This window comes from Vibrio zhanjiangensis, assembly GCF_030161235.1.
Lineage (GTDB): Bacteria > Pseudomonadota > Gammaproteobacteria > Enterobacterales > Vibrionaceae > Vibrio > Vibrio zhanjiangensis.
In genome coordinates, this window is sequence record NZ_BSPW01000098.1 from 54,392 (window position 1) to 76,216 (window position 21,825).

Consider the following 21,825-nt stretch of genomic DNA (forward strand, 5'->3'; position numbering starts at 1 on the left):
TCATATAACAGTAAGCCTTGTCAGTAGCTTAAGTGAAAAGTATGAAAAGCGATTTTCTATCACAGGGAAAGCAGGTAGAATAACGCTCTTTTTATTTGTCCATATCTCTTTTGAATACCAGAGGTCAGTACATGCTGTATCATGAAAATTTTGATGTCATTGTTGTTGGTGGTGGACACGCAGGAACAGAAGCTGCTCTTGCGTCAGCTCGTACAGGACAAAAAACACTCTTGTTGACCCACAATATAGACACACTTGGCCAAATGTCATGCAATCCAGCCATCGGCGGTATTGGTAAAGGACACTTGGTGAAAGAAGTGGATGCAATGGGAGGTTTGATGGCAAAGGCCATTGATCACTCTGGTATTCAGTTTAGAACCCTCAATGCTTCGAAAGGTCCCGCAGTAAGGGCAACTCGAGCACAGGCTGATCGCGCTTTGTATAAAGCTTATGTGCGCAACACACTAGAGAACACAGAAAATCTCACTCTATTTCAACAATCTGTCGACGATCTGATTGTTGAGCAAGAAAAAGCCGTTGGGGTAGTTACTCAAATGGGCCTCAAATTTCGCGCCAAAGCGGTTGTATTGACGGTAGGAACTTTTCTTGGAGGTAAGATCCATATTGGTATGGAAAACTCTTCAGGAGGCCGCGCAGGCGATCCCCCTTCCATTGCCCTAGCACATAGATTACGTGAAATGCCATTTCGTGTGGATCGTCTGAAAACAGGTACACCACCTCGAGTTGACGCAAGAAGTGTCGATTTTTCAGGTCTTCAAGCTCAATATGGTGATGATCCTACACCCGTATTTTCATTTATGGGGCACAGAGATCAACACCCCAAACAGATACCATGTTTTATTACGCATACTAACGATCATACCCATGAGATCATCAGGAATAATTTAGATCGCAGTCCTATGTATTCAGGTATCATTGAAGGTATTGGGCCACGCTATTGTCCATCGATCGAAGATAAAGTGATGCGTTTTGCCGATAAAGACAGTCATCAGATCTTTATTGAACCAGAAGGATTAACAACACACGAGCTCTACCCAAATGGTATTTCCACCAGTTTACCTTTTGACGTTCAAGTAAGCATAGTAAGGTCGATAAAAGGGTTTGAAAATGCTCATATTGTTCGTCCTGGTTACGCAATTGAATATGATTTCTTTGACCCGAGAGATCTTAAACAAACTTACGAAACGAAGTTTATCAGTGGATTATTTTTTGCGGGACAAATTAATGGTACGACAGGATATGAGGAAGCAGCAGCTCAGGGCTTGATGGCAGGACTCAATGCGAGTCTATACAGCCAAGACAAAGAAGGATGGAGCCCGAGAAGGGATCAAGCCTACATGGGTGTTTTAATTGATGATTTATCAACAATGGGAACCAAAGAACCCTACCGTATGTTTACCTCTCGTGCTGAATACCGTCTGCTTCTACGAGAAGACAATGCTGACTTGCGTTTAACAGAAAAAGCACGCGAATTGGGTTTAGTCGATGATAAACGTTGGGTACGCTTTAATCAAAAGATCGAAAACATAGTGACGGAAAGACAAAGACTGCAGGATATATGGATGAATCCTAAGTCTGAAGGCGTGGATCAGCTTAATCAATTACTGAAAACGCCTATGATCCGTGAAGCAAGTGGGGAGGATTTATTGCGTCGCCCCGAAATGACTTATGAAAAATTAACCCAGTTGGCAGCGTTTAGTCCTGCAATGGAAGATAGCCAAGCGTCTGAGCAGGTTGAAATCCAAGTGAAATATGAAGGTTATATCAAACGTCAGCAGGATGAGATTGAGAAATCACTGCGTCACGAGCATACTTTGCTCCCAGCTGATTTAGACTACGCCAACGTCAAGGGTTTATCCAACGAGGTGGTTGTTAAGCTAACGGATTCAAGACCAGAGTCGATTGGTATAGCATCGCGCATCTCTGGTATTACACCAGCAGCAATATCAATCTTGCTGGTACATTTGAAAAAACAAGGCTTGTTAAGAAAAGGTGGTGAAGCGCAATGAACCAATTACGCACGCAGTTGGATTCTTTAATTGCTCAAACTACACTTGAAGTAACGGATAATCAGCGTAAACAATTAGTTGGCTATGTTGAAATGCTTCACAAGTGGAACAAAGCTTACAATCTCACTTCGGTACGTGAGCCGAGTGATATGCTTGTCAAGCATATCCTAGATAGCATTATTGTGGGTGAATATTTGCAAGGTGAACGCTTTATCGATGTTGGAACAGGCCCAGGATTACCAGGCATTCCTCTAGCAGTAATGCATCCAGAAAAAGAATTTTATCTGCTCGATAGTTTAGGTAAACGCATTCGCTTTATTAAACAAGTTTTACATGAATTACAGATACATAACGTTGTTCCCGTACAAAGTCGAGTTGAACAGTTTCAGCCCGAGCATAAGTTTGACGGTGTATTGAGTCGAGCGTTCGCTTCCATGACAGATATGGTTGAATGGTGTCATCATCTCCCCAAGGAAGGCTCTGGACGCTTTTTGGCCCTTAAAGGACAATTACCACAGGATGAGATTACACAGTTGCCAAGCTGGTGTTCTGTGACAGACATCAAAGCTTTGACTGTTCCTCAATTGGAAGGTGAGCGTCATCTAGTAATCTTATCCCGCAAGGAATAAAAGCGAGGTGCGTCGTGGGAAAAATCGTAGCAATTGCAAACCAGAAAGGTGGGGTTGGTAAAACAACAACATGTATTAATTTGGCGGCGTCTATGGCTGCTACAAAACGTAAAGTATTGGTTATTGATCTCGATCCCCAAGGCAACGCAACCATGGCTAGCGGTGTGGATAAATACCAGATTGATTCTACTGCTTATGAACTATTGGTTGAGGAAGTTCCATTCGACGATGTTGTATGCCGAAAAACGTCTGGGAACTATGACCTTATTGCTGCTAATGGTGATGTTACTGCAGCCGAAATTAAGTTAATGGAAGTGTTTGCTCGAGAAGTGCGCTTAAAGCACGCACTTGCACCTGTGCGTGATAACTATGATTTCATCTTTATTGATTGTCCTCCATCATTGAACCTTCTTACTATAAATGCGATGGCTGCTGCGGATTCGGTTTTAGTTCCTATGCAGTGTGAGTATTTTGCGTTAGAAGGTCTAACGGCATTGATGGATACGATTAGTAAATTGGCGGCGGTAGTCAATGAGAACCTTAAAATAGAAGGGTTGTTGCGTACCATGTACGATCCTCGTAACCGTTTATCTAATGAGGTGTCGGACCAATTGAAAAAGCACTTTGGTAGTAAAGTCTACCGTACGGTTATTCCCCGCAATGTCCGTCTGGCAGAGGCCCCAAGCCATGGTAAGCCAGCGATGTATTACGATAAATATTCAGCAGGCGCTAAAGCCTATCTTGCATTAGCTGGAGAGATGCTTCGTCGTGATGAAGTTCCTGCATAACTTAACCAAAGGAAGTGTGTTTCATGTCTAAACGTGGTTTAGGTAAAGGGCTCGATGCTCTGCTTTCAACAAGTTCTCTTGCGCGTGAAAAACAGCAAAGTGCAATACACAGCCAGGAACTGTCTTCCCAAGGCGATCTCAAGGATATTAATATTAATTCGCTCAAGCCTGGTATGTATCAACCTCGGACAGATATGGAACCAGAAGCGCTGGAAGAGTTAGCGGCATCAATCGAATCTCAAGGTATCATCCAGCCTATCGTTGTGCGCCAAGTGGACAATGATAAATATGAAATTATTGCAGGCGAAAGACGTTGGCGAGCGGCACGCAAGGCGGGGTTAAAGGAAGTCCCTTGTGTGATCAAAAATGTCGATGATCGCGCTGCTATCGCTATGGCATTGATCGAGAATATTCAACGTGAAGATCTTAATGTTATTGAAGAGGCGGTAGCATTAGATCGTCTCCAAGAAGAGTTTTCGTTGACTCATCAGCAAGTCGCTGATGTGATTGGTAAATCTCGCACGACAGTCACCAATTTACTCAGACTGAATCAACTGGAGATGGATGTTAAATACCTTTTATCTGAGCGGTTACTTGAAATGGGACATGCTCGAGCTTTACTGGCCTTGGAAGGTGAACAACAGGTTGATGTTGCTGAACTGGTAGCGAAAAAACGCATGACAGTTCGTCAGACTGAACAATTAGTGAAAAAGTGCCTGCAACCTCAGTCTGAGGACAAAAAGGAGCCGCAAGACGCTGAAGCACAACAAATGTCACAAAAATTAAGTGAAATGCTGGATGCTAAAGTAGCAATTGTTAAAGCCAAAAATGGAACCTCTAAGGTAACAATTAGTCTAGATGAGCCTCACAAATTAGAGCATCTTATTGCCAAGTTAGCTGGCTAGATGAGATAATCGCTCCCAATCAATTATGTAAAAAACGATTTTTTGTGCGAAAGTTGTCGGTTTGTAAACAAAATTGTAACTTTTTGCGGTGTTTTAATTGCATTCAATAGGACTCACCGTATAATTTTCGCCGATTTCCCAGCACAGAGGTAGTACGGCTGTGGATTTTACTCGAGGTACGAATACATGGTAGCGGCGTTAGCTAGACCTGGGCGAGAGCTTGCAAAGCGATTGTTAATGATCCAGCTTGGCGCGGTTACACTTACGGCAGTGGTAATGGCACTGACTGTGAATACAAAATGGGGACTTTCTGCACTGATTGGCGGCGGCATTTTTGTTGTTGCTAATGCGGTGTTTGCTGTGTTTGCGTTTATGTATGGAGGAGCGCGCGCTGCTAAGCGCATTGCAAATTCTTTCTACGCAGGTGAAGCCCTGAAAATTCTCATCACGGTTGCGCTTTTTTCCTTTGCTTACATGTATATACAGGTGGAACTCGTTCCCCTTAAGCTAACCTATTTGCTGGCTCTAGGTATTAATATCTGTGCGCCAGTGCTATTCATTAACAACAAAAAAATAGGATGAGTTATGGCTGCGCCAGGTGAAGCGCTAACGTCGTCCGGATATATTTCCCACCACCTTGCAAACCTATCTACTTATAAGTTAGGTCTTGTAGCGGAGGAGGCAAGTTTCTGGAACGTACATATCGATAGCCTGTTTTTTTCTTGGTTTACTGGTTTAATTTTCCTTGGAATCTTTTACAAAGTAGCAAAGAGAACAACAGCGGGTGTACCAGGTAAGCTTCAGTGTGCTGTAGAAATGATCGTTGAATTTGTCGCAGAAAACGTCAAAGACACGTTCCATGGACGCAACCCACTGATCGCACCTTTAGCACTGACTATCTTTTGTTGGGTATTTATAATGAACTTGATGGACTTAGTGCCTATCGATTTCTTACCTTACCCAGCACAACATTGGCTTGGTATTCCTTATCTTAAGGTTGTACCGTCAGCTGATGTGAATATCACCATGGCTATGGCTCTAGGCGTATTTGCTCTGATGATTTACTACAGCATCAAAGTAAAAGGTCTAGGTGGATTCGCTAAAGAATTAGCATTACATCCATTTAATCACCCCTTGATGATTCCGTTTAACCTGCTAATCGAAGTGGTTTCGCTACTGGCAAAACCCCTCTCACTTGGTATGCGTCTTTTCGGTAACATGTTTGCGGGTGAGGTTGTATTCATTCTTTGTGCGGCAATGCTGCCATGGTATTTACAATGGATGGGTTCACTTCCGTGGGCAATCTTCCATGTATTGGTTATTACGATTCAAGCCTTCGTGTTTATGATGTTGACGATTGTATATCTGTCAATGGCACACGAAGACAGTGATCATTAATTTTTTTAAAGCTTTTATTTGGGCAACTAGCCAACAACTATAAATTGGAGATAGTAATGGAAACTTTACTGAGCTTTTCTGCAATCGCCGTAGGTCTTATCGTCGGTCTTGCTTCTCTTGGTACAGCGATTGGTTTCGCACTTCTAGGTGGTAAATTCCTTGAAGGTGCAGCGCGTCAACCAGAAATGGCTCCTATGCTACAAGTTAAGATGTTCATCATCGCAGGTCTACTTGATGCGGTTCCAATGATCGGTATCGTTATCGCACTTCTATTCACGTTCGCTAACCCGTTCGTTGGTCAACTAGGTTAATCGGGTATACAGTCGACAAGCCTAGCTTGTTATTGATTAACACTTAGTCCGAATAGAAGGGGTAGCTGTTGTGAACATAAACGCAACTCTGCTAGGTCAAGCAATCTCGTTTGCACTATTTGTCTGGTTCTGCATGAAGTATGTATGGCCACCATTGATGCAAGCAATTGAAGAACGTCAGAAAAAAATTGCTGACGGTCTACAAGCAGCCGACCGCGCTGCTAAAAACTTGGATCTAGCACAAGCAAACGCTTCTGAACAATTGAAAGAAGCGAAGCGCACAGCAACTGAGATCATCGAGCAAGCGAATAAGCGTAAAGCTCAAATTTTAGATGAAGCTCGTGAAGAAGCTCAGACTGAACGTCAGAAGATTCTTTCACAAGCAGAAGCTGAACTTGAAGCTGAACGCAACCGTGCACGCGATGAGCTGCGCAAACAGGTTGCAACTCTGGCTGTAGCTGGTGCTGAGAAAATCATTGAGCGCTCTATTGATAAAGAAGCGCACAAAGATATTCTCGACAACATTACTGCAAAACTTTAAGTCTGGGGGCGCTTATGTCTGATTTGACTACTATCGCACGCCCCTATGCTAAAGCAGCATTTGACTTTGCGGTGGAAAAGAATGCATTGGACCAATGGAGTCAAATGTTATCTTTTGCCGCTCAGGTTGCTAAAAACGAGCAAATACATGATCTCCTTACAGGAGCCATGTCAGCGGATAAGCTGGCGGAAGTGTTTGTAGCTGTTTGTGGCGATCAGGTCGATGTTCATGGTCAAAACCTTTTGAAGGTAATGGCAGAGAATGGTCGTTTGGCGACCCTTCCTGATGTTTGTGAACAGTTTTTAGCGCTTAAAAAAGAGCGTGAGAAAGAGATTGATGTTGAAGTTATTTCAGCGTCAGAGCTTTCAGAGGAACAGTGCGCAAATATCAGCAGCAAACTTGAGCAGCGCCTCGAGCGCAAAGTTAAGCTGAATTGCAGTATAGATGAGGCCCTACTTGGTGGGGTGATTATTCGAGCCGGAGACTTAGTCATCGATGATTCAGCGCGTGGTCGTCTGAATCGCTTAAACGATGCATTGCAGTCTTAATGGGGATTGGAGCATGCAACTTAATTCCACGGAAATTAGCGAACTAATTAAACAACGTATCGAGTCTTTCGACGTTGTTAGTCAAGCTCGCAACGAAGGTACTATCGTATCGGTAAGCGATGGTATCATCCGCATTCACGGCTTAGCTGACGTGATGCAAGGTGAAATGATTGAATTACCGGGTGGCCGTTATGCACTCGCACTTAACCTTGAGCGTGACTCGGTAGGTGCGGTTGTCATGGGCCCATATGCTGACCTAAAGGAAGGCATGAAAGTAACAGGTACAGGTCGTATTCTTGAAGTACCAGTTGGTCCAGAATTGCTAGGACGCGTAGTGAACACGCTAGGTGAGCCTATTGATGGTAAGGGACCGATTGAAGCGAAACTATCTTCGCCTGTTGAAGTGATTGCACCGGGTGTAATCGACCGTCAGTCGGTTGATCAACCTGTTCAAACTGGTTATAAGTCTGTTGACTCAATGATCCCAATTGGTCGTGGTCAGCGTGAACTTGTGATTGGTGACCGTCAGACAGGTAAAACTGCTCTTGCTATTGATGCAATCATTAACCAGAAAAACTCTGGTATTTACTCTATCTACGTTGCGATTGGTCAGAAAGCATCGACCATTGCTAACGTTGTGCGCAAACTAGAAGAGCATGGTGCGCTAGCAAACACTATCGTGGTTGTGGCATCAGCTTCTGAATCTGCAGCGCTGCAATATTTAGCGCCTTATTCTGGTTGTGCTATGGGTGAGTACTTCCGTGATCGCGGTGAAGATGCACTGATTGTTTATGATGATTTATCAAAGCAAGCTGTGGCTTACCGTCAGATCTCTCTACTACTAAAACGTCCACCAGGTCGTGAAGCATTCCCAGGGGATGTATTCTACCTTCACTCTCGTTTGCTAGAGCGTGCTGCTCGAGTTAGCGCAGATTATGTAGAAAAATTCACAAATGGTGAAGTGACAGGTAAGACAGGTTCATTGACTGCTCTGCCTATCATTGAAACCCAAGCGGGTGACGTTTCAGCATTCGTACCGACTAACGTAATCTCGATTACTGATGGTCAGATCTTCCTACAAACTGAGCTATTCAACGCTGGCGTTCGTCCTGCGGTTGATCCTGGTATCTCAGTATCTCGTGTAGGTGGTTCTGCTCAGACGAAAATCATCAAGAAGCTATCTGGTGGTATCCGTACCGCACTGGCTCAGTACCGTGAACTGGCTGCGTTTGCTCAGTTCTCTTCTGATCTTGATGATGCAACGAAGAAACAGCTAGACCATGGTCAAAAAGTGACAGAGCTAATGAAGCAAAAGCAATATGCTCCTATGTCTGTATTTGACCAAGCGCTAGTGATTTTCGCGGCAGAGCGCGGCTATTTGGCAGATGTTGAACTCAACAAACTGTTAGATTTCGAAGCGGCTCTACTATCGTATGCTCGCGCTCAGTACGCTGAACTCGCGTCTGAGATCGACAAGACGGGTGCTTATAACAATGATGTCGAAGCGCAGCTTAAGAAGCTAGTGGACGATTTCAAAGCAACCCAAACTTGGTAATAGGTCGGTGGCATTGATTGCCACCAACTAATGGAGAGTAACGATGGCCGGCGCAAAAGAGATACGTAATAAAATCGGTAGTGTTAAAAGCACGCAGAAAATTACGAAAGCGATGGAAATGGTAGCAGCTTCAAAAATGCGTCGCTCTCAAGACGCAATGGAAGCTTCTCGTCCATACGCTGAAACAATGCGTAAAGTGATCGGTCATGTGGCAAACGCAAATCTAGAGTATCGTCATCCGTATCTAGAAGAGCGTGAAGCCAAGCGAGTTGGTTACATCATCGTTTCTACAGACCGTGGCTTGTGTGGTGGTTTGAACATTAACGTGTTCAAAAAAGCAATTATTGACATGCAAGCTTGGAAAGAAAAAGGGGCTGAAGTTGAACTGGCTGTTGTCGGTTCAAAAGCAACTGCTTTTTTCAACAACAGTGGCGCTAAAGTTGCTGCGCAGGTTTCTGGCCTTGGCGATAGCCCAAGTTTGGAAGACCTAATCGGTTCTGTGAGCGTAATGCTGAAGAAATACGATGAAGGTGAACTGGACCGTCTGTATGTAGTGTTCAATAAATTTGTCAACACTATGGTTCAGCAACCGACGATCGATCAATTGCTACCTCTGCCTAAATCAGACAGTGAAGAGATGCAGCGTGAGCATTCATGGGACTACATCTATGAACCTGAGCCACAACCACTACTTGATGCACTTTTAGTGCGTTACGTAGAGTCTCAGGTATATCAGGGTGTAGTAGAGAATCTTGCTTGTGAGCAAGCGGCTCGAATGATTGCGATGAAAGCGGCAACTGACAATGCAACCAATTTGATTGAAGATCTTGAACTTGTGTATAACAAAGCCCGTCAGGCTGCAATTACACAAGAGCTATCAGAAATCGTTGGTGGCGCTGCTGCGGTTTAAGCATAGGTAAAACGAAATAGTTTAGAGGATTAACGATGGCTACAGGTAAGATCGTACAGATCATCGGTGCGGTAGTCGACGTAGAGTTCCCACAGAGTGACGTACCTAGTGTATATGACGCTCTAAACGTAACGGACTCAAAAGAGCGTTTAGTTCTTGAAGTTCAGCAACAGCTAGGCGGTGGCGTAGTTCGTTGTATCGTAATGGGTAGCTCTGATGGTTTACGTCGTGGAGTGGAAGTAGTAAATACTGGTGCTCCAATTTCAGTACCCGTGGGTACTAAGACCCTAGGTCGTATCATGAACGTTCTAGGTGACGCAATTGACGAGCGTGGTGAAATCGGTGCAGAAGAGACTTACTCTATTCACCGTGAAGCACCAAGCTACGAAGAGCAATCAAACGAAACATCTCTGCTAGAGACGGGCGTTAAAGTAATCGACCTAGTTTGTCCATTCGCTAAGGGTGGTAAAATCGGTCTATTCGGTGGTGCAGGTGTCGGTAAGACCGTTAACATGATGGAACTTATCAACAACATCGCACTTCAGCACTCAGGTCTGTCAGTGTTTGCTGGTGTTGGTGAACGTACTCGTGAAGGTAACGATTTCTACTTTGAGATGCAGGAAGCCGGCGTTGTAAACGTTGAGAAACCTGAAGAATCAAAAGTAGCAATGGTTTACGGTCAGATGAACGAGCCACCAGGAAACCGTTTACGTGTTGCCTTGACAGGTCTCACAATGGCTGAGCGTTTCCGTGATGAAGGTCGTGACGTGCTTCTGTTCGTTGATAACATCTACCGTTACACGCTAGCGGGTACAGAGGTGTCAGCACTTCTAGGTCGTATGCCTTCTGCGGTAGGTTATCAACCTACTCTTGCAGAAGAAATGGGTGTTCTACAGGAGCGTATCACGTCAACTAAGCAAGGTTCTATCACGTCTGTACAGGCAGTATATGTACCAGCGGATGACTTGACTGACCCGTCTCCAGCAACAACGTTCGCGCACTTGGATGCAACGGTTGTACTTAACCGTAACATCGCAGCTATGGGTCTGTACCCAGCGATCGACCCACTGGATTCGACGTCTCGTCAGCTAGACCCTCTCGTTGTAGGTCAAGAACACTACGATATTGCGCGTGGCGTTCAGTCTACTCTACAGCGTTATAAAGAGCTGAAAGACATCATCGCTATCCTAGGTATGGATGAGCTATCTGAAGAAGATAAGCAAGTCGTATCTCGTGCACGTAAGATTGAGCGTTTCCTCACTCAGCCTTACCACGTAGCGGAAGTATTCACTGGTGACCCAGGTATCTACGTACCTCTTAAAGAGACTCTGCGTGGATTCAAAGGTCTACTAGCTGGTGATTACGACGACATTCCTGAGCAAGCGTTTATGTACTGTGGTGCAATTGACGATGCTATTGAGAATGCGAAAAAGCTATAAGGCTAACTAGGAGGCGATATGGCACCAATAACCTTTCATCTAGACGTCGTCAGCGCGGAAAAGAAAATATTTTCCGGTCGTGTTGAAACGTTTCAGGTGACCGGTAGTGAGGGTGAGCTAGGTATTTTTCATGGCCACACTCCGCTACTGACCGCTATCAAGCCTGGTATGGTGCGTATTGTGAAACAGCACGGCCACGAGGAAATTATTTATGTTTCCGGTGGTATGGTAGAAGTACAGCCAGGCACAGCAACTGTGCTTGCTGATACGGCTATCCGTGGTGAAGAACTAGACGCAGCGAAGGCAGAAGAAGCCAAGCGCCGCGCTGAGGAAAGTATTCAGAATCAGCATGGTGATATGGACTTTGCTCAAGCGGCCAGTGAGCTGGCAAAAGCCATTGCTCAGCTACGTGTAATCGAGCTGACAAAGAGACGTCGCTAACCACTTAGCGTGTTTCAAACCTGATAAAGGCGGTCTTGTGACCGCCTTTTTGTCTATTTTGGGATAAATTTTTCTTGTAGCGATTAACTAATTTCTTGTTAATGTCTAAAATACATCTCAGTTTTCCTCATCATTTTAAGGTCTTTTGAATGAAATTCAGCGCGGTGATCCTCGCAGCGGGTAAAGGCACTCGCATGTACTCTAACAAACCCAAAGTACTCCATACTCTAGCGGGCAAACCCATGGTTCAACATGTGATTGATACGTGTAAAAGTTTGGGCGCAAAAAATGTGCATTTAGTGTATGGGCACGGCGGTGATCAAATGCAGGAGGCCCTTGCTGGTGAGCCTGTTAATTGGATTCTTCAGGCTGAACAACTGGGTACCGGACATGCTGTTGACCAGGCATCGGATCAATTTGAAGACGATGAAAAAATTTTGGTTCTCTACGGTGATGTGCCTTTGATCTCGGAAGAGACACTGGAAAACTTACTTGATGCCCAGCCACCGGAGGGTATTGCATTACTTACCGTCGTTTTAGATAACCCTATGGGCTACGGTCGGATTGTACGAAATAATGACTCAGTGGTGGCGATTGTCGAGCAAAAGGATGCGACTGAAGATCAGAAACGAATAACCGAGATAAACACTGGTGTGATGGTTGCTATGGGAAGAGACCTTAGACGCTGGTTGTCTGGACTTGGCAATGATAATGCCCAAGGTGAGTACTATTTAACCGATGTGATTGCCGCCGCTTACAATGAAGGGCGCACAATTGAAGCTGTTCATCCCGCTATTGCTATTGAAGTAGAAGGCGTCAATGATAGAGCGCAGCTTGCACGTCTCGAGAGAGCCTTTCAGCAAATGCAGGCACAAAAGCTACTTGAACAGGGCGTTATGCTGCGCGATCCCGCTCGCTTTGATCTTCGCGGTGAGTTGCAATGTGGTATGGATTGCGAAATCGACACTAATGTGATTATTGAAGGCAAAGTTACTCTTGGTGACAACGTTCTAATCGGTACGGGTTGTGTACTTAAAGATTGTGAAATTGATGATAATACTGTGGTTCGTCCATACACTGTCATTGAGGGAGCAATTGTCGGTGAAGACTGTACTGTGGGTCCATTTACCCGTCTTCGTCCAGGGGCTGAAATGCGTAACGACTCTCATGTTGGCAACTTTGTTGAAGTGAAAAACACTCTCGTTGGTGAGGGCTCTAAAGCCAACCATCTCACTTATTTAGGAGATGCTGAGGTTGGTGCACGAACCAATATTGGCGCTGGAACCATTACTTGCAATTACGATGGTGTGAATAAGTTTAAGACCATTATAGGTAATGATGTTTTCATTGGTTCTGACAGTCAATTAGTGGCGCCAGTGACGGTTGGGGATGGCGCCACTTTAGGCGCGGGTACGACCTTAACCAAGGATGTAGAAAAAGGTGAGTTAGTGATCACTCGCGTCAAAGAGCGTATGATTAAAAACTGGCAAAGACCAACTAAAAAATAAAATTTTATAGCGCCGCAACATAGCGGCGCTTTACTTGGTGCGTTATTTTTCTGTGATAATGTGCGCATCATCAACCATGAAGCTTTTTGGCTGGTGACGAGCAGATAGCCAATAGCCAACCCATAACCCTATCGTACAAATTATGATAGCAATGCCAGTCACCGCTTGTGCTTGGCTTGCCAGTGCGGCAACTAACGCACTGGAGACACTACTGATGCAAATCTGTAAGCTATTTTGTAAACCAGCAGCAGTTGCGGGGCTTTGTTTGGCGCTTGCTAGAGCTCGATTGACGACTATCGGGTACAGAGCACCATTTGCGACAGCGATTAAGCAAAAAGGAGCCAGAATAGGCCAGATTGATGATAGCTGCCATTGTGAGATGATCAGAATAGTAACAGCAGCGAGACTGAACACGCCAATGAGCATACGAAGGATGCGTTCATCTCCAAATCTTGCCACGCATTTTTTGCCTAAATATCCACCAGCCATAAAAGCGATGGTTTGAGGTATAAAGCTTAGGCCGATGTCTTGAGCGTCGTAACCCAATTGAGCCATAATTTCTGGCATACCAGTAAGGTAGGCGAAAAATGCAGCTGAAGCGGTGGCGAACATTGCTACATTTCCAAGATATATTTTTGATGTGATAAGGGCTTTTATATCCGCACTGATTGAGGTTTTTGGGGGCTGATGCTGAGGATCTCTTTGCACCATAGTTGCAAGTATCAGTACTAATCCAACTAGAGTAAGGGTGAAAAAGATGCTTTGCCATCCCCAGCTGTCGGTTAGAACGACACCCAGTTGGGGGGCAAGTGCTGGAGAAAGCGCGACCAGAGGCATAATGGTGGCAAAGATCTGTTGGCTTTGGCTAGCGTGGCGTTTAATGACCATCGCTTGCCAGATAACTGCAGGTGCGCATACCCCGATAGCTTGGATAAAACGTAGAGTGAGGAGTTGCCATACTTGATCACTGAATGCCAAGCCTAAAGACGCCAGTGCAAACAAGCTTAAGCCTGCGGCTAAGGTGTTTCGGTGCCCGAACCTATCAGAGGCCAATCCCCATGAAAGCTGTCCAATCGCCATTCCAACCAGAAAAACGGTCAGGGACAGGGCGATCTGTTCTGGACCCGTTGCAAAATCGTTCTCCATTGCTTTGAAAGCAGGGAGATACATATCGGTCGCGACAAACCCTAGCATAGATAGAGCGGCTAAATAGAAAAGCTGCAGTTTTGAAATTTTCATTTTATTTCCATTCAAAATAATTCATTGAATATATATTTCTTTGCCATTGTTAATATTGGCTTTTGTATTGTATTTCTGATATTGCTAGTTTTTAAACGCTGATTTTTATGGTTATCAATCAAAAAAATTGAAGGTTAATAATGAGTGTGTTTTCTCAGACGTCTTTAGAGCTAGTGGATACGGTTGCTCGACTTGGCAGTTTTACGGCGGCTGCACAGGTTTTGCATAAAGTGCCATCAGCGATAAGTTATAGCATCCGTCAGATAGAGCTCGATTTGGGTGTTGTCTTGTTTCGCCGTTTACCTAGAAAGGTTGAGTTAACGCTAGCCGGAGAGATTTTTATCAAGCAAGCAAGAGCTATGCTTAGACAAATGGAGGAAGTCAGAGCTCAGACTAAACGGGCTGCTTATGGCTGGCAAAAAACCTTAAAGTTAACGCTCGATAATGTGGTGAAATTGGATGGCTTAAAACCTTTAGTAGAAAAGTTTTATCAAACTTTTCCTTATGCTGAGCTGCAAATAAATATGGAAGTGTTTAATGGCTCTTGGGAAGCAATATCCCAAGAAAGGGCCGATATTGTGATTGGTGCGACGTCAGCGATTCCAGTCAGTGGGGACTTTGAAATCAGAGATATGGGGGGGTTGGATTGGACATTCGTTGCTGCGCCAAATCATCCATGCGCTGGAGAGCAGGAGTTAACTGAAGAGTTTGTCAGTCAATTTCCAGCTATCTGTTTGGATGATACATCCAGTGTGCTACCCAAGCGTCATTCGGGTCATTATCCACATCAGCGTCGTTTACTGCTACCCAATTGGCATACCGCAATAGAGTGCCTAAAAAACGGTGTGGGGGTGGGTTATATGCCGCGCCATCTAGCGACTCCCTTGGTTAGTGAAGGTTTTTTGGTGGCGAAGATATTACCAGATGAACAACCTGTGAGCCGATGTTGTTTGGTATGGCGTAAGGACGACAACCATAAACTGATTCAATGGATGATCGACTACCTTGGAGATGGTAAGGCTCTTCATAAACATTGGCTGGGGGATAGTTAATGGTTTGTTTCACCAAATATAATAAGGCCAGTATGGTACTGGCCTTGATTTTGTGATGTTTATGGGCGTTCGAATACAGTCGCGATACCTTGGCCAAGGCCAATGCACATAGTCGCTAATCCATATTTGGCATTTTTATCTTCCATTAGGTTGATAAGTGTGGTCGAAATGCGTGCGCCAGAGCAGCCTAATGGGTGGCCAAGAGCAATCGCGCCGCCATTAAGATTCACTTTCTCATCCATGATGTCAAGCAAGCCTAAGTCTTTTGCACATGGTAGCGATTGTGCAGCAAACGCTTCGTTCAATTCAATCACATCCATATCTTCAATCGATAATCCTGCGCGCTTGAGGGCTTTTTGAGTGGCGGGAACTGGACCATATCCCATGATAGAAGGATCGCATCCAGCGATTGCCATGCCTTTGATTCTTGCACGGATCTTCAGACCTAGCTGTGTGGCTTTCTCTTCGCTCATAATAAGCATTGCTGATGCCCCGTCAGACAAGGCTGACGAACTACCAGCAGTCACTGTGCCATTGGCTGGATCAAAAACCGGACGAAGTTGAGAAAGCCCTTCAACAGAGGTTTCTGGACGTATGACTTCATCATGCTCAAGAGTGAAAAGCGTCCCATCTGGTCCATGACCTTCTGTTGGTAGGATTTCGTTTTTGAAGCGTCCCTCAACAGTAGCGGCATGAGCTCGCGCATGAGATCGAGCTGCAAACTCATCTTGTTGTTCACGGTTAATGCCATGGAGCTTTGCCAACATTTCAGCAGTTAGCCCCATCATCCCCGCTGCTTTCGCAACATTTTTAGACATGCCAGGGTGAAAGTCGACACCATGGTTCATGGGAACATGCCCCATGTGCTCCACGCCTCCAATTAGGCAGATTTCAGCATCACCCGTCATAATTGCTCGCGTGGCATCGTGCAACGCTTGCATAGATGAGCCACACAGGCGATTGACAGTGACGGCACCAATTTCGATTGGTAATCCTGCTAGCAGCGCTGCGTTACGAGCCACATTAAAGCCTTGCTCAAGAGTTTGTTGCACACAGCCCCAATAGATATCTTCAATCTCTTTCGGGTCTACTTGTGGATTGCGAGCTAAGATACCTTTCATTAGATGAGCAGAGAGATCTTCAGCGCGAGTATGACGGAACGCTCCACCTTTAGAGCGCCCCATGGGGGTGCGTAGACAATCGACTACGACAACGTTTCTAGTTTGATTAGTCATTTTTAGGGGTCTCCTTAGATAGAACCTTGTTGCTGATTGCCGTAGAAGGTTTCACCATTGGCTGCCATATCGATAAGTAGCTGCGGCACTTGGTACATAGCCCCTAAGCTCGAGAACTGTTTGGCCATAGATACAAACTCTGCGATACCAAGGCTATCAAGGTAACGGAATACACCTCCACGGAATGGAGGGAAACCTAATCCATATACAAGAGCCATGTCTGCCTCTTGAGGAGATGCAATAATGTTTTCTTGTAGACATAGTACGACTTCGTTGATCATTGGAATCATCATTCGTTGTATGATGGTTTGGTCATCAAAGTCCTGTTGTTGAGAACAAACATCTGACAGTATCGGTAATATGTCGTCACTAAAGGTTTTTTTCGGCTTACCACGCTTATCGATGCTATAACTGTAGAATCCATGGCCGTTTTTCTGACCATACTTATTGGCATCAAATAGAGCATCAACAGCATCGCGATAGGATTTGCCCATACGTTCAGGGAACCCTTCAGCCATCACTGCTTGTGCGTGGTGTGCCGTATCAATACCAACCACGTCGAGCAAATAGGCAGGTCCCATTGGCCAGCCAAACTTGCGTTCCATAACGTTGTCAATTTTGGTGAAATCAGCACCGTCACGAAGCAGCATGCTAAAGCCCCCAAAGTAAGGGAACAGTACACGGTTAACGAAAAACCCAGGGCAATCGTTGACAACTATCGGCGACTTACCCATTTTAGCGGCATAGGCCACGACACGATTAATGGTTTCATCCGATGTTTTTTCGCCGCGAATGATTTCAACCAGTGGCATTCTATGAACAGGGTTAAAAAAATGCATGCCGCAGAAGTTTTCAGGGCGTTTGAGAGATTTAGCTAAGTGATTGATTGGGATGGTTGAAGTGTTAGATGTGATCACAGTGTCTGCACTGACTTGTTGTTCCACTTCACTCAGGACCGATGCCTTGATTTTGGGGTTTTCAACAACGGCTTCCACGATAACATCCGAATTATCAATGCCTGCATAATGTAAGCTAGGGGTGATCGATGCCAAAATGCCAGCCATCTTAAATCCATCGATATGACCAATAGATAATCGTTTGTTGAGTAGTTTTGAGGCTTCGGTCATACCAAGGTTAAGTGATTCCTGAGCAATATCTTTCATCAGAACAGGAACGCCTTTCAAAGCTGATTGGTAGGCAATACCACCGCCCATGATACCAGCACCTAGCACAGCAGCACGCTTGGTGTCTTTGCTGGCAGATTTAGCGGCTTTCTTGGCGATACTTTTAATGTATTGGTCATTTAAGAATAAACCTACAAGTGATAGGGCTTGTTCTGATTTGGCAAGCTCAACGAAGTATTTACGCTCTATATCTAGTGCGGCGTTTCGAGAGCTTTGGGCTGCTTCCTCAATTGCCATTACCGCTTTCATTGGTGCAGGGTAGTGTGGCCCAGCTTTTTGAGCGACTAGACCTTTGGCCATAGTAAAACTCATCATCGCCTCTAGCTTGCTCAGTGTGAGTGCAGATGTTTTTTGCTTGCGACGTTTTTGCCAGTCAATTTTTTCGTTGATGGCTTGCGATAATGTTGTTAAAGCGGAATCAAACAAAGACTCACTGTCTACTACGGCATCCAGCAGTCCAATTTTGAGGGCTTCTTCAGCACGACAGGCTTTGCCTTGGGTGATGATTTCCATCGCACTGTCCGCACCGATAAGACGTGGGAGGCGAACACAACCACCAAAGCCTGGCATTATCCCTAGCTTTGTTTCTGGCAATCCAATACTCGTAGTTTTATCACCAATTCTCATATCAGTAGCAAGTACACACTCACATCCACCACCAAGAGTATGACCAGTCAGTACCGAGAGTGTTGGCACAGGCAGATCTTCTAGTTTATTAAAGATACTGTTAGCAAATTGAAGCCATTTATCTAATTCTGCTTCTGGTTTGGCAAAGAGTCCAAGGAACTCAGTGATATCAGCCCCGACAATAAAGGCTTCTTTGTTTGATGTGAGTAAAACACCTTTGAGTCCCGAGTGCTTATGGAGAGCATCAAGAGCTTTGTCGAGTGATTCGAGTGTTGCAAGGTCGAGTTTATTGACGGAGTGTGGCGAGCAGAAGTTTAGCTCAGCGATACCATCGTGTAATTCCTTTACCTGTAGGGTTTCGGCTTGGTAAATCATTATCTATCTCCATGACATACAATCTTGGGATTGCGCGTATGTCGGTCTTATGCCGACATCTAGAAATGTCGTTATACTTTTTCTGGTTAGACCAGTTGATTTAGTTTGGACTTAGAGAAAATGAAATTCAATACATTTTTTAAACAAGTGTTTAACATTGTGCGCTGAAACTGATCTTTTTAGCACTCTTACTTATATACCGTGGTAGACTCAACAGCAATGAACCTATAATTGTAGTGTTATGAATAACAAGCCATTTCTTGTCCCTAAAGCACTGACTCTTTATCAAGAAGAAATTAAAAAAAGCGTATTCATTACCCAGCTAAAACACACCTCCTCTATTACTGAGGCTAAGACCTTTATTGAGTACGTAAAAAACCAGCATGCCACAGCTAGACACAATTGTTGGGGGTTTAGCGATGATGGAGAGCCATCAGGAACAGCAGGAAAGCCTATATTGGCTCAACTTTCTGGATCTGGTGTGGGTGAGATTACGGCGGTGGTGAGTCGTTACTATGGTGGAATAAAGCTCGGTACAGGGGGCTTGGTTAGAGCTTATGGTGGGAGCGTGCAAAAAGCACTCAAGTTGCTTCAAACAATTGAGAAAAAAATAACCACAAAACTACTACTGCAGTTAGACTATGGTTTTGTTGCAATTGTACAAGGTTTACTCGTTCAATTTGATGCGCAAGAAGTTGAGGCTGACTATAGTCAACAAGTGAAAATGGTTGTGGATATTGAACAGCGTTATGTCAGTGACTTTACGCAGAGCGTAATCAATAAAAGCGGAGCCAAAATTTTGGTGACCCCTTTGGGTGATAAACAGTGATAATCAGGAAGTCGCGAGCTTTGCTCCGGTAATCATCAATTCATGCAATTTCGTTCAATTATTCGAATTGTCGGGCTTTTGCTCGCTCTTTTTAGTGTATCCATGCTGGCTCCTGCACTTGTCGCGCTTATTTACAGAGACGGTGCGGGTGTCTCTTTTGTGACGACCTTCTTTTTTCTATTTGCTTGTGGTGCAATATGCTGGTGGCCAAATCGGCGTCACAAGCATGAGCTAAAAGCACGAGATGGTTTTCTGATTGTGGTGCTTTTTTGGACGGTTATCGGCAGCGCGGGTTCGATTCCATTCTTGTTGTCTGATAACCCTAATGTGTCTGTAACGGATGCATTCTTTGAATCTTTTTCTGCTTTAACAACGACTGGAGCGACAGTTATTGTTGGCCTTGATGATTTGCCCAAAGCAATTTTATTTTATCGTCAATTCCTACAATGGTTTGGCGGTATGGGAATCATCGTTTTGGCAGTTGCTATTCTTCCCGTACTTGGTATCGGAGGTATGCAGCTATATCGAGCGGAGATACCTGGCCCAGTCAAAGACAGCAAAATGACCCCAAGAATAGCCGAAACCGCCAAGGCTTTGTGGTATATATATCTGAGTTTGACTATAGCGTGTGCGTTGGCGTTTTGGTTAGCAGGTATGACACCTTTTGATGCTATTGGTCATAGCTTTTCGACCATAGCAATCGGAGGCTTTTCAACCCATGATACCAGTATGGGTTACTTTGATAGCTATGCTATTAATATGATTACCGTGATCTTTTTGCTGATTTCAGCCTGTAACTATTCATTACATTTTGCTGCGTTTGCTTCAGGCGGTATTCATCCTAGGTACTACTGGAAAGATCCTGAGTTTAGAGCTTTTATCTTTATTCAACTGTTGCTTTTCATTGTGTGCTTCTTAGTTTTGCTCAACCATCTCACCTATAACTCGGTCTATGATGCTTTTGATCAGGCGTTGTTTCAAACAGTGTCTATTTCTACTACTGCGGGGTTCACCACAACAGGTTTCTCCGATTGGCCATTATTTTTGCCCGTCCTATTGTTGTTTTCCTCGTTTATCGGCGGCTGTGCGGGTTCTACTGGGGGTGGGATGAAAGTGATTCGCGTATTGTTGCTGACACTGCAGGGAGCTCGTGAGTTAAAGCGTCTTGTGCACCCTAGGGCAGTCTATACCATAAAAGTCGGTGGCACAGCTCTTTCCCAGCGAGTAGTGGATGCTGTGTGGGGGTTTTTCTCTGCATACGCTTTGGTATTTGTGGTTTGTATGCTGGCCTTGATCGCTACTGGCATGGAGGAGCTCAGTGCTTTTTCTGCTGTAGCCGCAACTTTAAATAACCTTGGTCCTGGGTTAGGCGATGTAGCGCTGCATTTTGGCGATGTTAATGAAAAAGCCAAATGGGTACTGATTGTGTCGATGTTATTTGGTCGACTAGAGATCTTTACCTTGTTGATTTTACTTACTCCTACTTTTTGGCGTAGCTAGGGAGCCTTTATGCCTAAAGCTTTATTTCTATATTCCTCTCGTGAGGGACAGACAAAAAAAATTCTCTCTCATATAGAGGAAAAGCTCTCTGACATGGAAGTGGAAACATTAGACCTACATAGCGTCGAAAATATCGACTTTACACGCTATGACAAGATATTGATTGGTGCGTCAATTCGATATGGTCACCTTAATAAAAACCTGTATCAATTTATTGAGCGACATAGAGAGCAACTAGATAAGGCAAAAGCGGGCTTTTTTTGCGTTAATTTAACCGCCAGAAAAGAACAGCAAGGTAAGGATACCCCTGAAGGTAGTGTTTATATACGAAAATTTCTGGTTAAGTCATCTTGGAAGCCTAAATTGATAGGTGTGTTCGCTGGCGCACTCTATTACCCTAGATATAATTGGTTCGATAAAATGATGATTAAATTCATAATGAGTATGACAGGTGGGGAAACAGATACGACAAAAGAAGTCGAATACACTAATTGGGATAAAGTCTCCTTATTTGCCAAAAAATTCGCTGAATTGTAATAAATAGATGCAACTTTAAGCGCTTTCGTTCAATTGTTAACCTAAACCTAAGAAAAAGTAAAAAAACATCCAAAATTGGTTGTCATTGTCATTCTTATCTCTATAATGCCCCTCCGCTGACACGCAAAGGCTTCGCTGATATATGGTGAAGCAATAAAGGCCGAGTCGGTTGGGTCATATGGTTCAAGCAGAAATGCTGAGAAATAAGTTGGAAAAAGTGGTTGACACTCAACGTTATCTCGCT

21 protein-coding genes are annotated in these 21,825 nt (G+C 44.4%); 18 read left to right on the plus strand and 3 right to left on the minus strand.

From position 1 onward, the window contains the following. The first annotated feature begins 131 nt into the window (after positions 1-131). The 14 genes from mnmG to glmU all read left to right on the plus strand — a co-directional run bounded on the left by mnmG (position 132) and on the right by glmU (position 13,003). Positions 132-2,030: a tRNA uridine-5-carboxymethylaminomethyl(34) synthesis enzyme MnmG gene (gene mnmG / locus QQK21_RS20945; RefSeq protein ID WP_284194110.1), complete on the plus strand. Its 1,899-nt coding sequence runs from the start codon at positions 132-134 to the stop codon at positions 2,028-2,030. Next, positions 2,027-2,659 carry a 16S rRNA (guanine(527)-N(7))-methyltransferase RsmG gene (rsmG, locus tag QQK21_RS20950; protein ID WP_284194111.1) on the plus strand — a complete coding sequence of 211 codons (633 nt, stop codon included), beginning with the start codon at positions 2,027-2,029 and terminating at the stop codon, positions 2,657-2,659. The genes mnmG and rsmG overlap by 4 nt, the downstream gene beginning before the upstream one ends. Before the next feature lie 14 nt (positions 2,660-2,673). Next, positions 2,674-3,447 (plus strand): ParA family protein, encoded by a 774-nt coding sequence (locus tag QQK21_RS20955; RefSeq protein ID WP_284194112.1) that lies wholly within the window; start codon positions 2,674-2,676, stop codon positions 3,445-3,447. 23 nt (positions 3,448-3,470) lie between these two features. After that, a complete protein-coding gene (locus QQK21_RS20960) occupies positions 3,471-4,352 on the plus strand; it encodes a ParB/RepB/Spo0J family partition protein (RefSeq protein ID WP_284194113.1) in 882 nt (293 codons plus the stop codon). A gap of 186 nt (positions 4,353-4,538) precedes the next feature. After that, positions 4,539-4,934, plus strand: coding sequence for a F0F1 ATP synthase subunit I (locus tag QQK21_RS20965; protein ID WP_284194114.1), 396 nt, complete (start codon positions 4,539-4,541; stop codon positions 4,932-4,934). A 3-nt stretch (positions 4,935-4,937) separates the two neighbouring features. Then, positions 4,938-5,750, plus strand: coding sequence for a F0F1 ATP synthase subunit A (atpB, locus tag QQK21_RS20970; RefSeq protein ID WP_284194115.1), 813 nt, complete (start codon positions 4,938-4,940; stop codon positions 5,748-5,750). 56 nt (positions 5,751-5,806) lie between these two features. After that, positions 5,807-6,061: a F0F1 ATP synthase subunit C gene (gene atpE / locus QQK21_RS20975; RefSeq protein ID WP_006957448.1), complete on the plus strand. Its 255-nt coding sequence runs from the start codon at positions 5,807-5,809 to the stop codon at positions 6,059-6,061. A 70-nt stretch (positions 6,062-6,131) separates the two neighbouring features. Continuing rightward, a complete protein-coding gene (gene atpF / locus QQK21_RS20980) occupies positions 6,132-6,602 on the plus strand; it encodes a F0F1 ATP synthase subunit B (RefSeq protein WP_284194116.1) in 471 nt (156 codons plus the stop codon). 14 nt (positions 6,603-6,616) lie between these two features. Then, on the plus strand, positions 6,617-7,150 hold the full coding sequence (gene atpH, locus QQK21_RS20985; RefSeq protein ID WP_284194117.1) for a F0F1 ATP synthase subunit delta: 534 nt from the start codon (positions 6,617-6,619) through the stop codon (positions 7,148-7,150). Between the two features lie 13 nt (positions 7,151-7,163). After that, the gene (atpA, locus tag QQK21_RS20990; protein ID WP_284194118.1) at positions 7,164-8,705 is read left to right on the plus strand and encodes a F0F1 ATP synthase subunit alpha; all 1,542 of its coding nucleotides are present in this window, start codon (positions 7,164-7,166) and stop codon (positions 8,703-8,705) included. Positions 8,706-8,748: 43 nt separating this feature from the next. Next, positions 8,749-9,615: a F0F1 ATP synthase subunit gamma gene (gene atpG, locus QQK21_RS20995; protein ID WP_284194119.1), complete on the plus strand. Its 867-nt coding sequence runs from the start codon at positions 8,749-8,751 to the stop codon at positions 9,613-9,615. A 35-nt stretch (positions 9,616-9,650) separates the two neighbouring features. After that, the gene (gene atpD / locus QQK21_RS21000) at positions 9,651-11,054 is read left to right on the plus strand and encodes a F0F1 ATP synthase subunit beta (RefSeq protein ID WP_284194120.1); all 1,404 of its coding nucleotides are present in this window, start codon (positions 9,651-9,653) and stop codon (positions 11,052-11,054) included. An 18-nt stretch (positions 11,055-11,072) separates the two neighbouring features. After that, positions 11,073-11,495 carry a F0F1 ATP synthase subunit epsilon gene (locus QQK21_RS21005; RefSeq protein WP_284194121.1) on the plus strand — a complete coding sequence of 141 codons (423 nt, stop codon included), beginning with the start codon at positions 11,073-11,075 and terminating at the stop codon, positions 11,493-11,495. A 149-nt stretch (positions 11,496-11,644) separates the two neighbouring features. After that, positions 11,645-13,003, plus strand: a complete 1,359-nt coding sequence (gene glmU, locus QQK21_RS21010) for a bifunctional UDP-N-acetylglucosamine diphosphorylase/glucosamine-1-phosphate N-acetyltransferase GlmU (RefSeq protein WP_284194122.1) — start codon at positions 11,645-11,647, stop codon at positions 13,001-13,003. 42 nt (positions 13,004-13,045) lie between these two features. On the opposite strand, the gene punC is transcribed toward glmU, so the two are convergent. After that, positions 13,046-14,242, minus strand: a complete 1,197-nt coding sequence (punC, locus tag QQK21_RS21015; protein WP_284194123.1) for a purine nucleoside transporter PunC — start codon at positions 14,240-14,242, stop codon at positions 13,046-13,048. Positions 14,243-14,388: 146 nt separating this feature from the next. On the opposite strand from punC, the gene punR reads away from it, so the two are divergent. Continuing rightward, positions 14,389-15,294, plus strand: a complete 906-nt coding sequence (gene punR, locus QQK21_RS21020) for a DNA-binding transcriptional activator PunR (RefSeq protein WP_284194134.1) — start codon at positions 14,389-14,391, stop codon at positions 15,292-15,294. A gap of 59 nt (positions 15,295-15,353) precedes the next feature. On the opposite strand, the gene fadA is transcribed toward punR, so the two are convergent. Next, positions 15,354-16,529 carry an acetyl-CoA C-acyltransferase FadA gene (fadA, locus tag QQK21_RS21025; RefSeq protein WP_284194124.1) on the minus strand — a complete coding sequence of 392 codons (1,176 nt, stop codon included), beginning with the start codon at positions 16,527-16,529 and terminating at the stop codon, positions 15,354-15,356. A 14-nt stretch (positions 16,530-16,543) separates the two neighbouring features. Continuing rightward, a complete protein-coding gene (fadB, locus tag QQK21_RS21030) occupies positions 16,544-18,715 on the minus strand; it encodes a fatty acid oxidation complex subunit alpha FadB (RefSeq protein WP_284194125.1) in 2,172 nt (723 codons plus the stop codon). Positions 18,716-18,956: 241 nt separating this feature from the next. On the opposite strand from fadB, the gene QQK21_RS21035 reads away from it, so the two are divergent. From QQK21_RS21035 to hemG, 3 genes are read left to right on the plus strand one after another with little or no spacing between them, the layout of a single operon-like run. After that, entirely contained in the window at positions 18,957-19,544 is a 588-nt protein-coding gene (locus QQK21_RS21035) for a YigZ family protein (protein ID WP_284194126.1), read from the plus strand. 42 nt (positions 19,545-19,586) lie between these two features. After that, positions 19,587-21,044, plus strand: a complete 1,458-nt coding sequence (locus QQK21_RS21040) for a TrkH family potassium uptake protein (protein ID WP_284194127.1) — start codon at positions 19,587-19,589, stop codon at positions 21,042-21,044. Positions 21,045-21,053: 9 nt separating this feature from the next. Then, positions 21,054-21,581 (plus strand): menaquinone-dependent protoporphyrinogen IX dehydrogenase, encoded by a 528-nt coding sequence (hemG, locus tag QQK21_RS21045; protein WP_284194128.1) that lies wholly within the window; start codon positions 21,054-21,056, stop codon positions 21,579-21,581. The last annotated feature ends 244 nt before the right edge of the window (positions 21,582-21,825 follow it).

Coding starts and splice junctions, on each gene's coding strand:
- fadB (WP_284194125.1), bottom strand. CDS start 18,715: ATGATTTACCAAGCCGAAACCCTACAGGTAAAGGAATTACACGATGGT.
- rsmG (WP_284194111.1), top strand. CDS start 2,027: ATGAACCAATTACGCACGCAGTTGGATTCTTTAATTGCTCAAACTACA.
- hemG (WP_284194128.1), top strand. CDS start 21,054: ATGCCTAAAGCTTTATTTCTATATTCCTCTCGTGAGGGACAGACAAAA.
- QQK21_RS20965 (WP_284194114.1), top strand. CDS start 4,539: ATGGTAGCGGCGTTAGCTAGACCTGGGCGAGAGCTTGCAAAGCGATTG.
- QQK21_RS21040 (WP_284194127.1), top strand. CDS start 19,587: ATGCAATTTCGTTCAATTATTCGAATTGTCGGGCTTTTGCTCGCTCTT.
- atpG (WP_284194119.1), top strand. CDS start 8,749: ATGGCCGGCGCAAAAGAGATACGTAATAAAATCGGTAGTGTTAAAAGC.
- QQK21_RS20960 (WP_284194113.1), top strand. CDS start 3,471: ATGTCTAAACGTGGTTTAGGTAAAGGGCTCGATGCTCTGCTTTCAACA.
- fadA (WP_284194124.1), bottom strand. CDS start 16,529: ATGACTAATCAAACTAGAAACGTTGTCGTAGTCGATTGTCTACGCACC.
- atpD (WP_284194120.1), top strand. CDS start 9,651: ATGGCTACAGGTAAGATCGTACAGATCATCGGTGCGGTAGTCGACGTA.
- atpH (WP_284194117.1), top strand. CDS start 6,617: ATGTCTGATTTGACTACTATCGCACGCCCCTATGCTAAAGCAGCATTT.
- atpE (WP_006957448.1), top strand. CDS start 5,807: ATGGAAACTTTACTGAGCTTTTCTGCAATCGCCGTAGGTCTTATCGTC.
- atpA (WP_284194118.1), top strand. CDS start 7,164: ATGCAACTTAATTCCACGGAAATTAGCGAACTAATTAAACAACGTATC.
- punC (WP_284194123.1), bottom strand. CDS start 14,242: ATGAAAATTTCAAAACTGCAGCTTTTCTATTTAGCCGCTCTATCTATG.
- atpB (WP_284194115.1), top strand. CDS start 4,938: ATGGCTGCGCCAGGTGAAGCGCTAACGTCGTCCGGATATATTTCCCAC.
- mnmG (WP_284194110.1), top strand. CDS start 132: ATGCTGTATCATGAAAATTTTGATGTCATTGTTGTTGGTGGTGGACAC.
- glmU (WP_284194122.1), top strand. CDS start 11,645: ATGAAATTCAGCGCGGTGATCCTCGCAGCGGGTAAAGGCACTCGCATG.
- QQK21_RS21035 (WP_284194126.1), top strand. CDS start 18,957: ATGAATAACAAGCCATTTCTTGTCCCTAAAGCACTGACTCTTTATCAA.
- QQK21_RS21005 (WP_284194121.1), top strand. CDS start 11,073: ATGGCACCAATAACCTTTCATCTAGACGTCGTCAGCGCGGAAAAGAAA.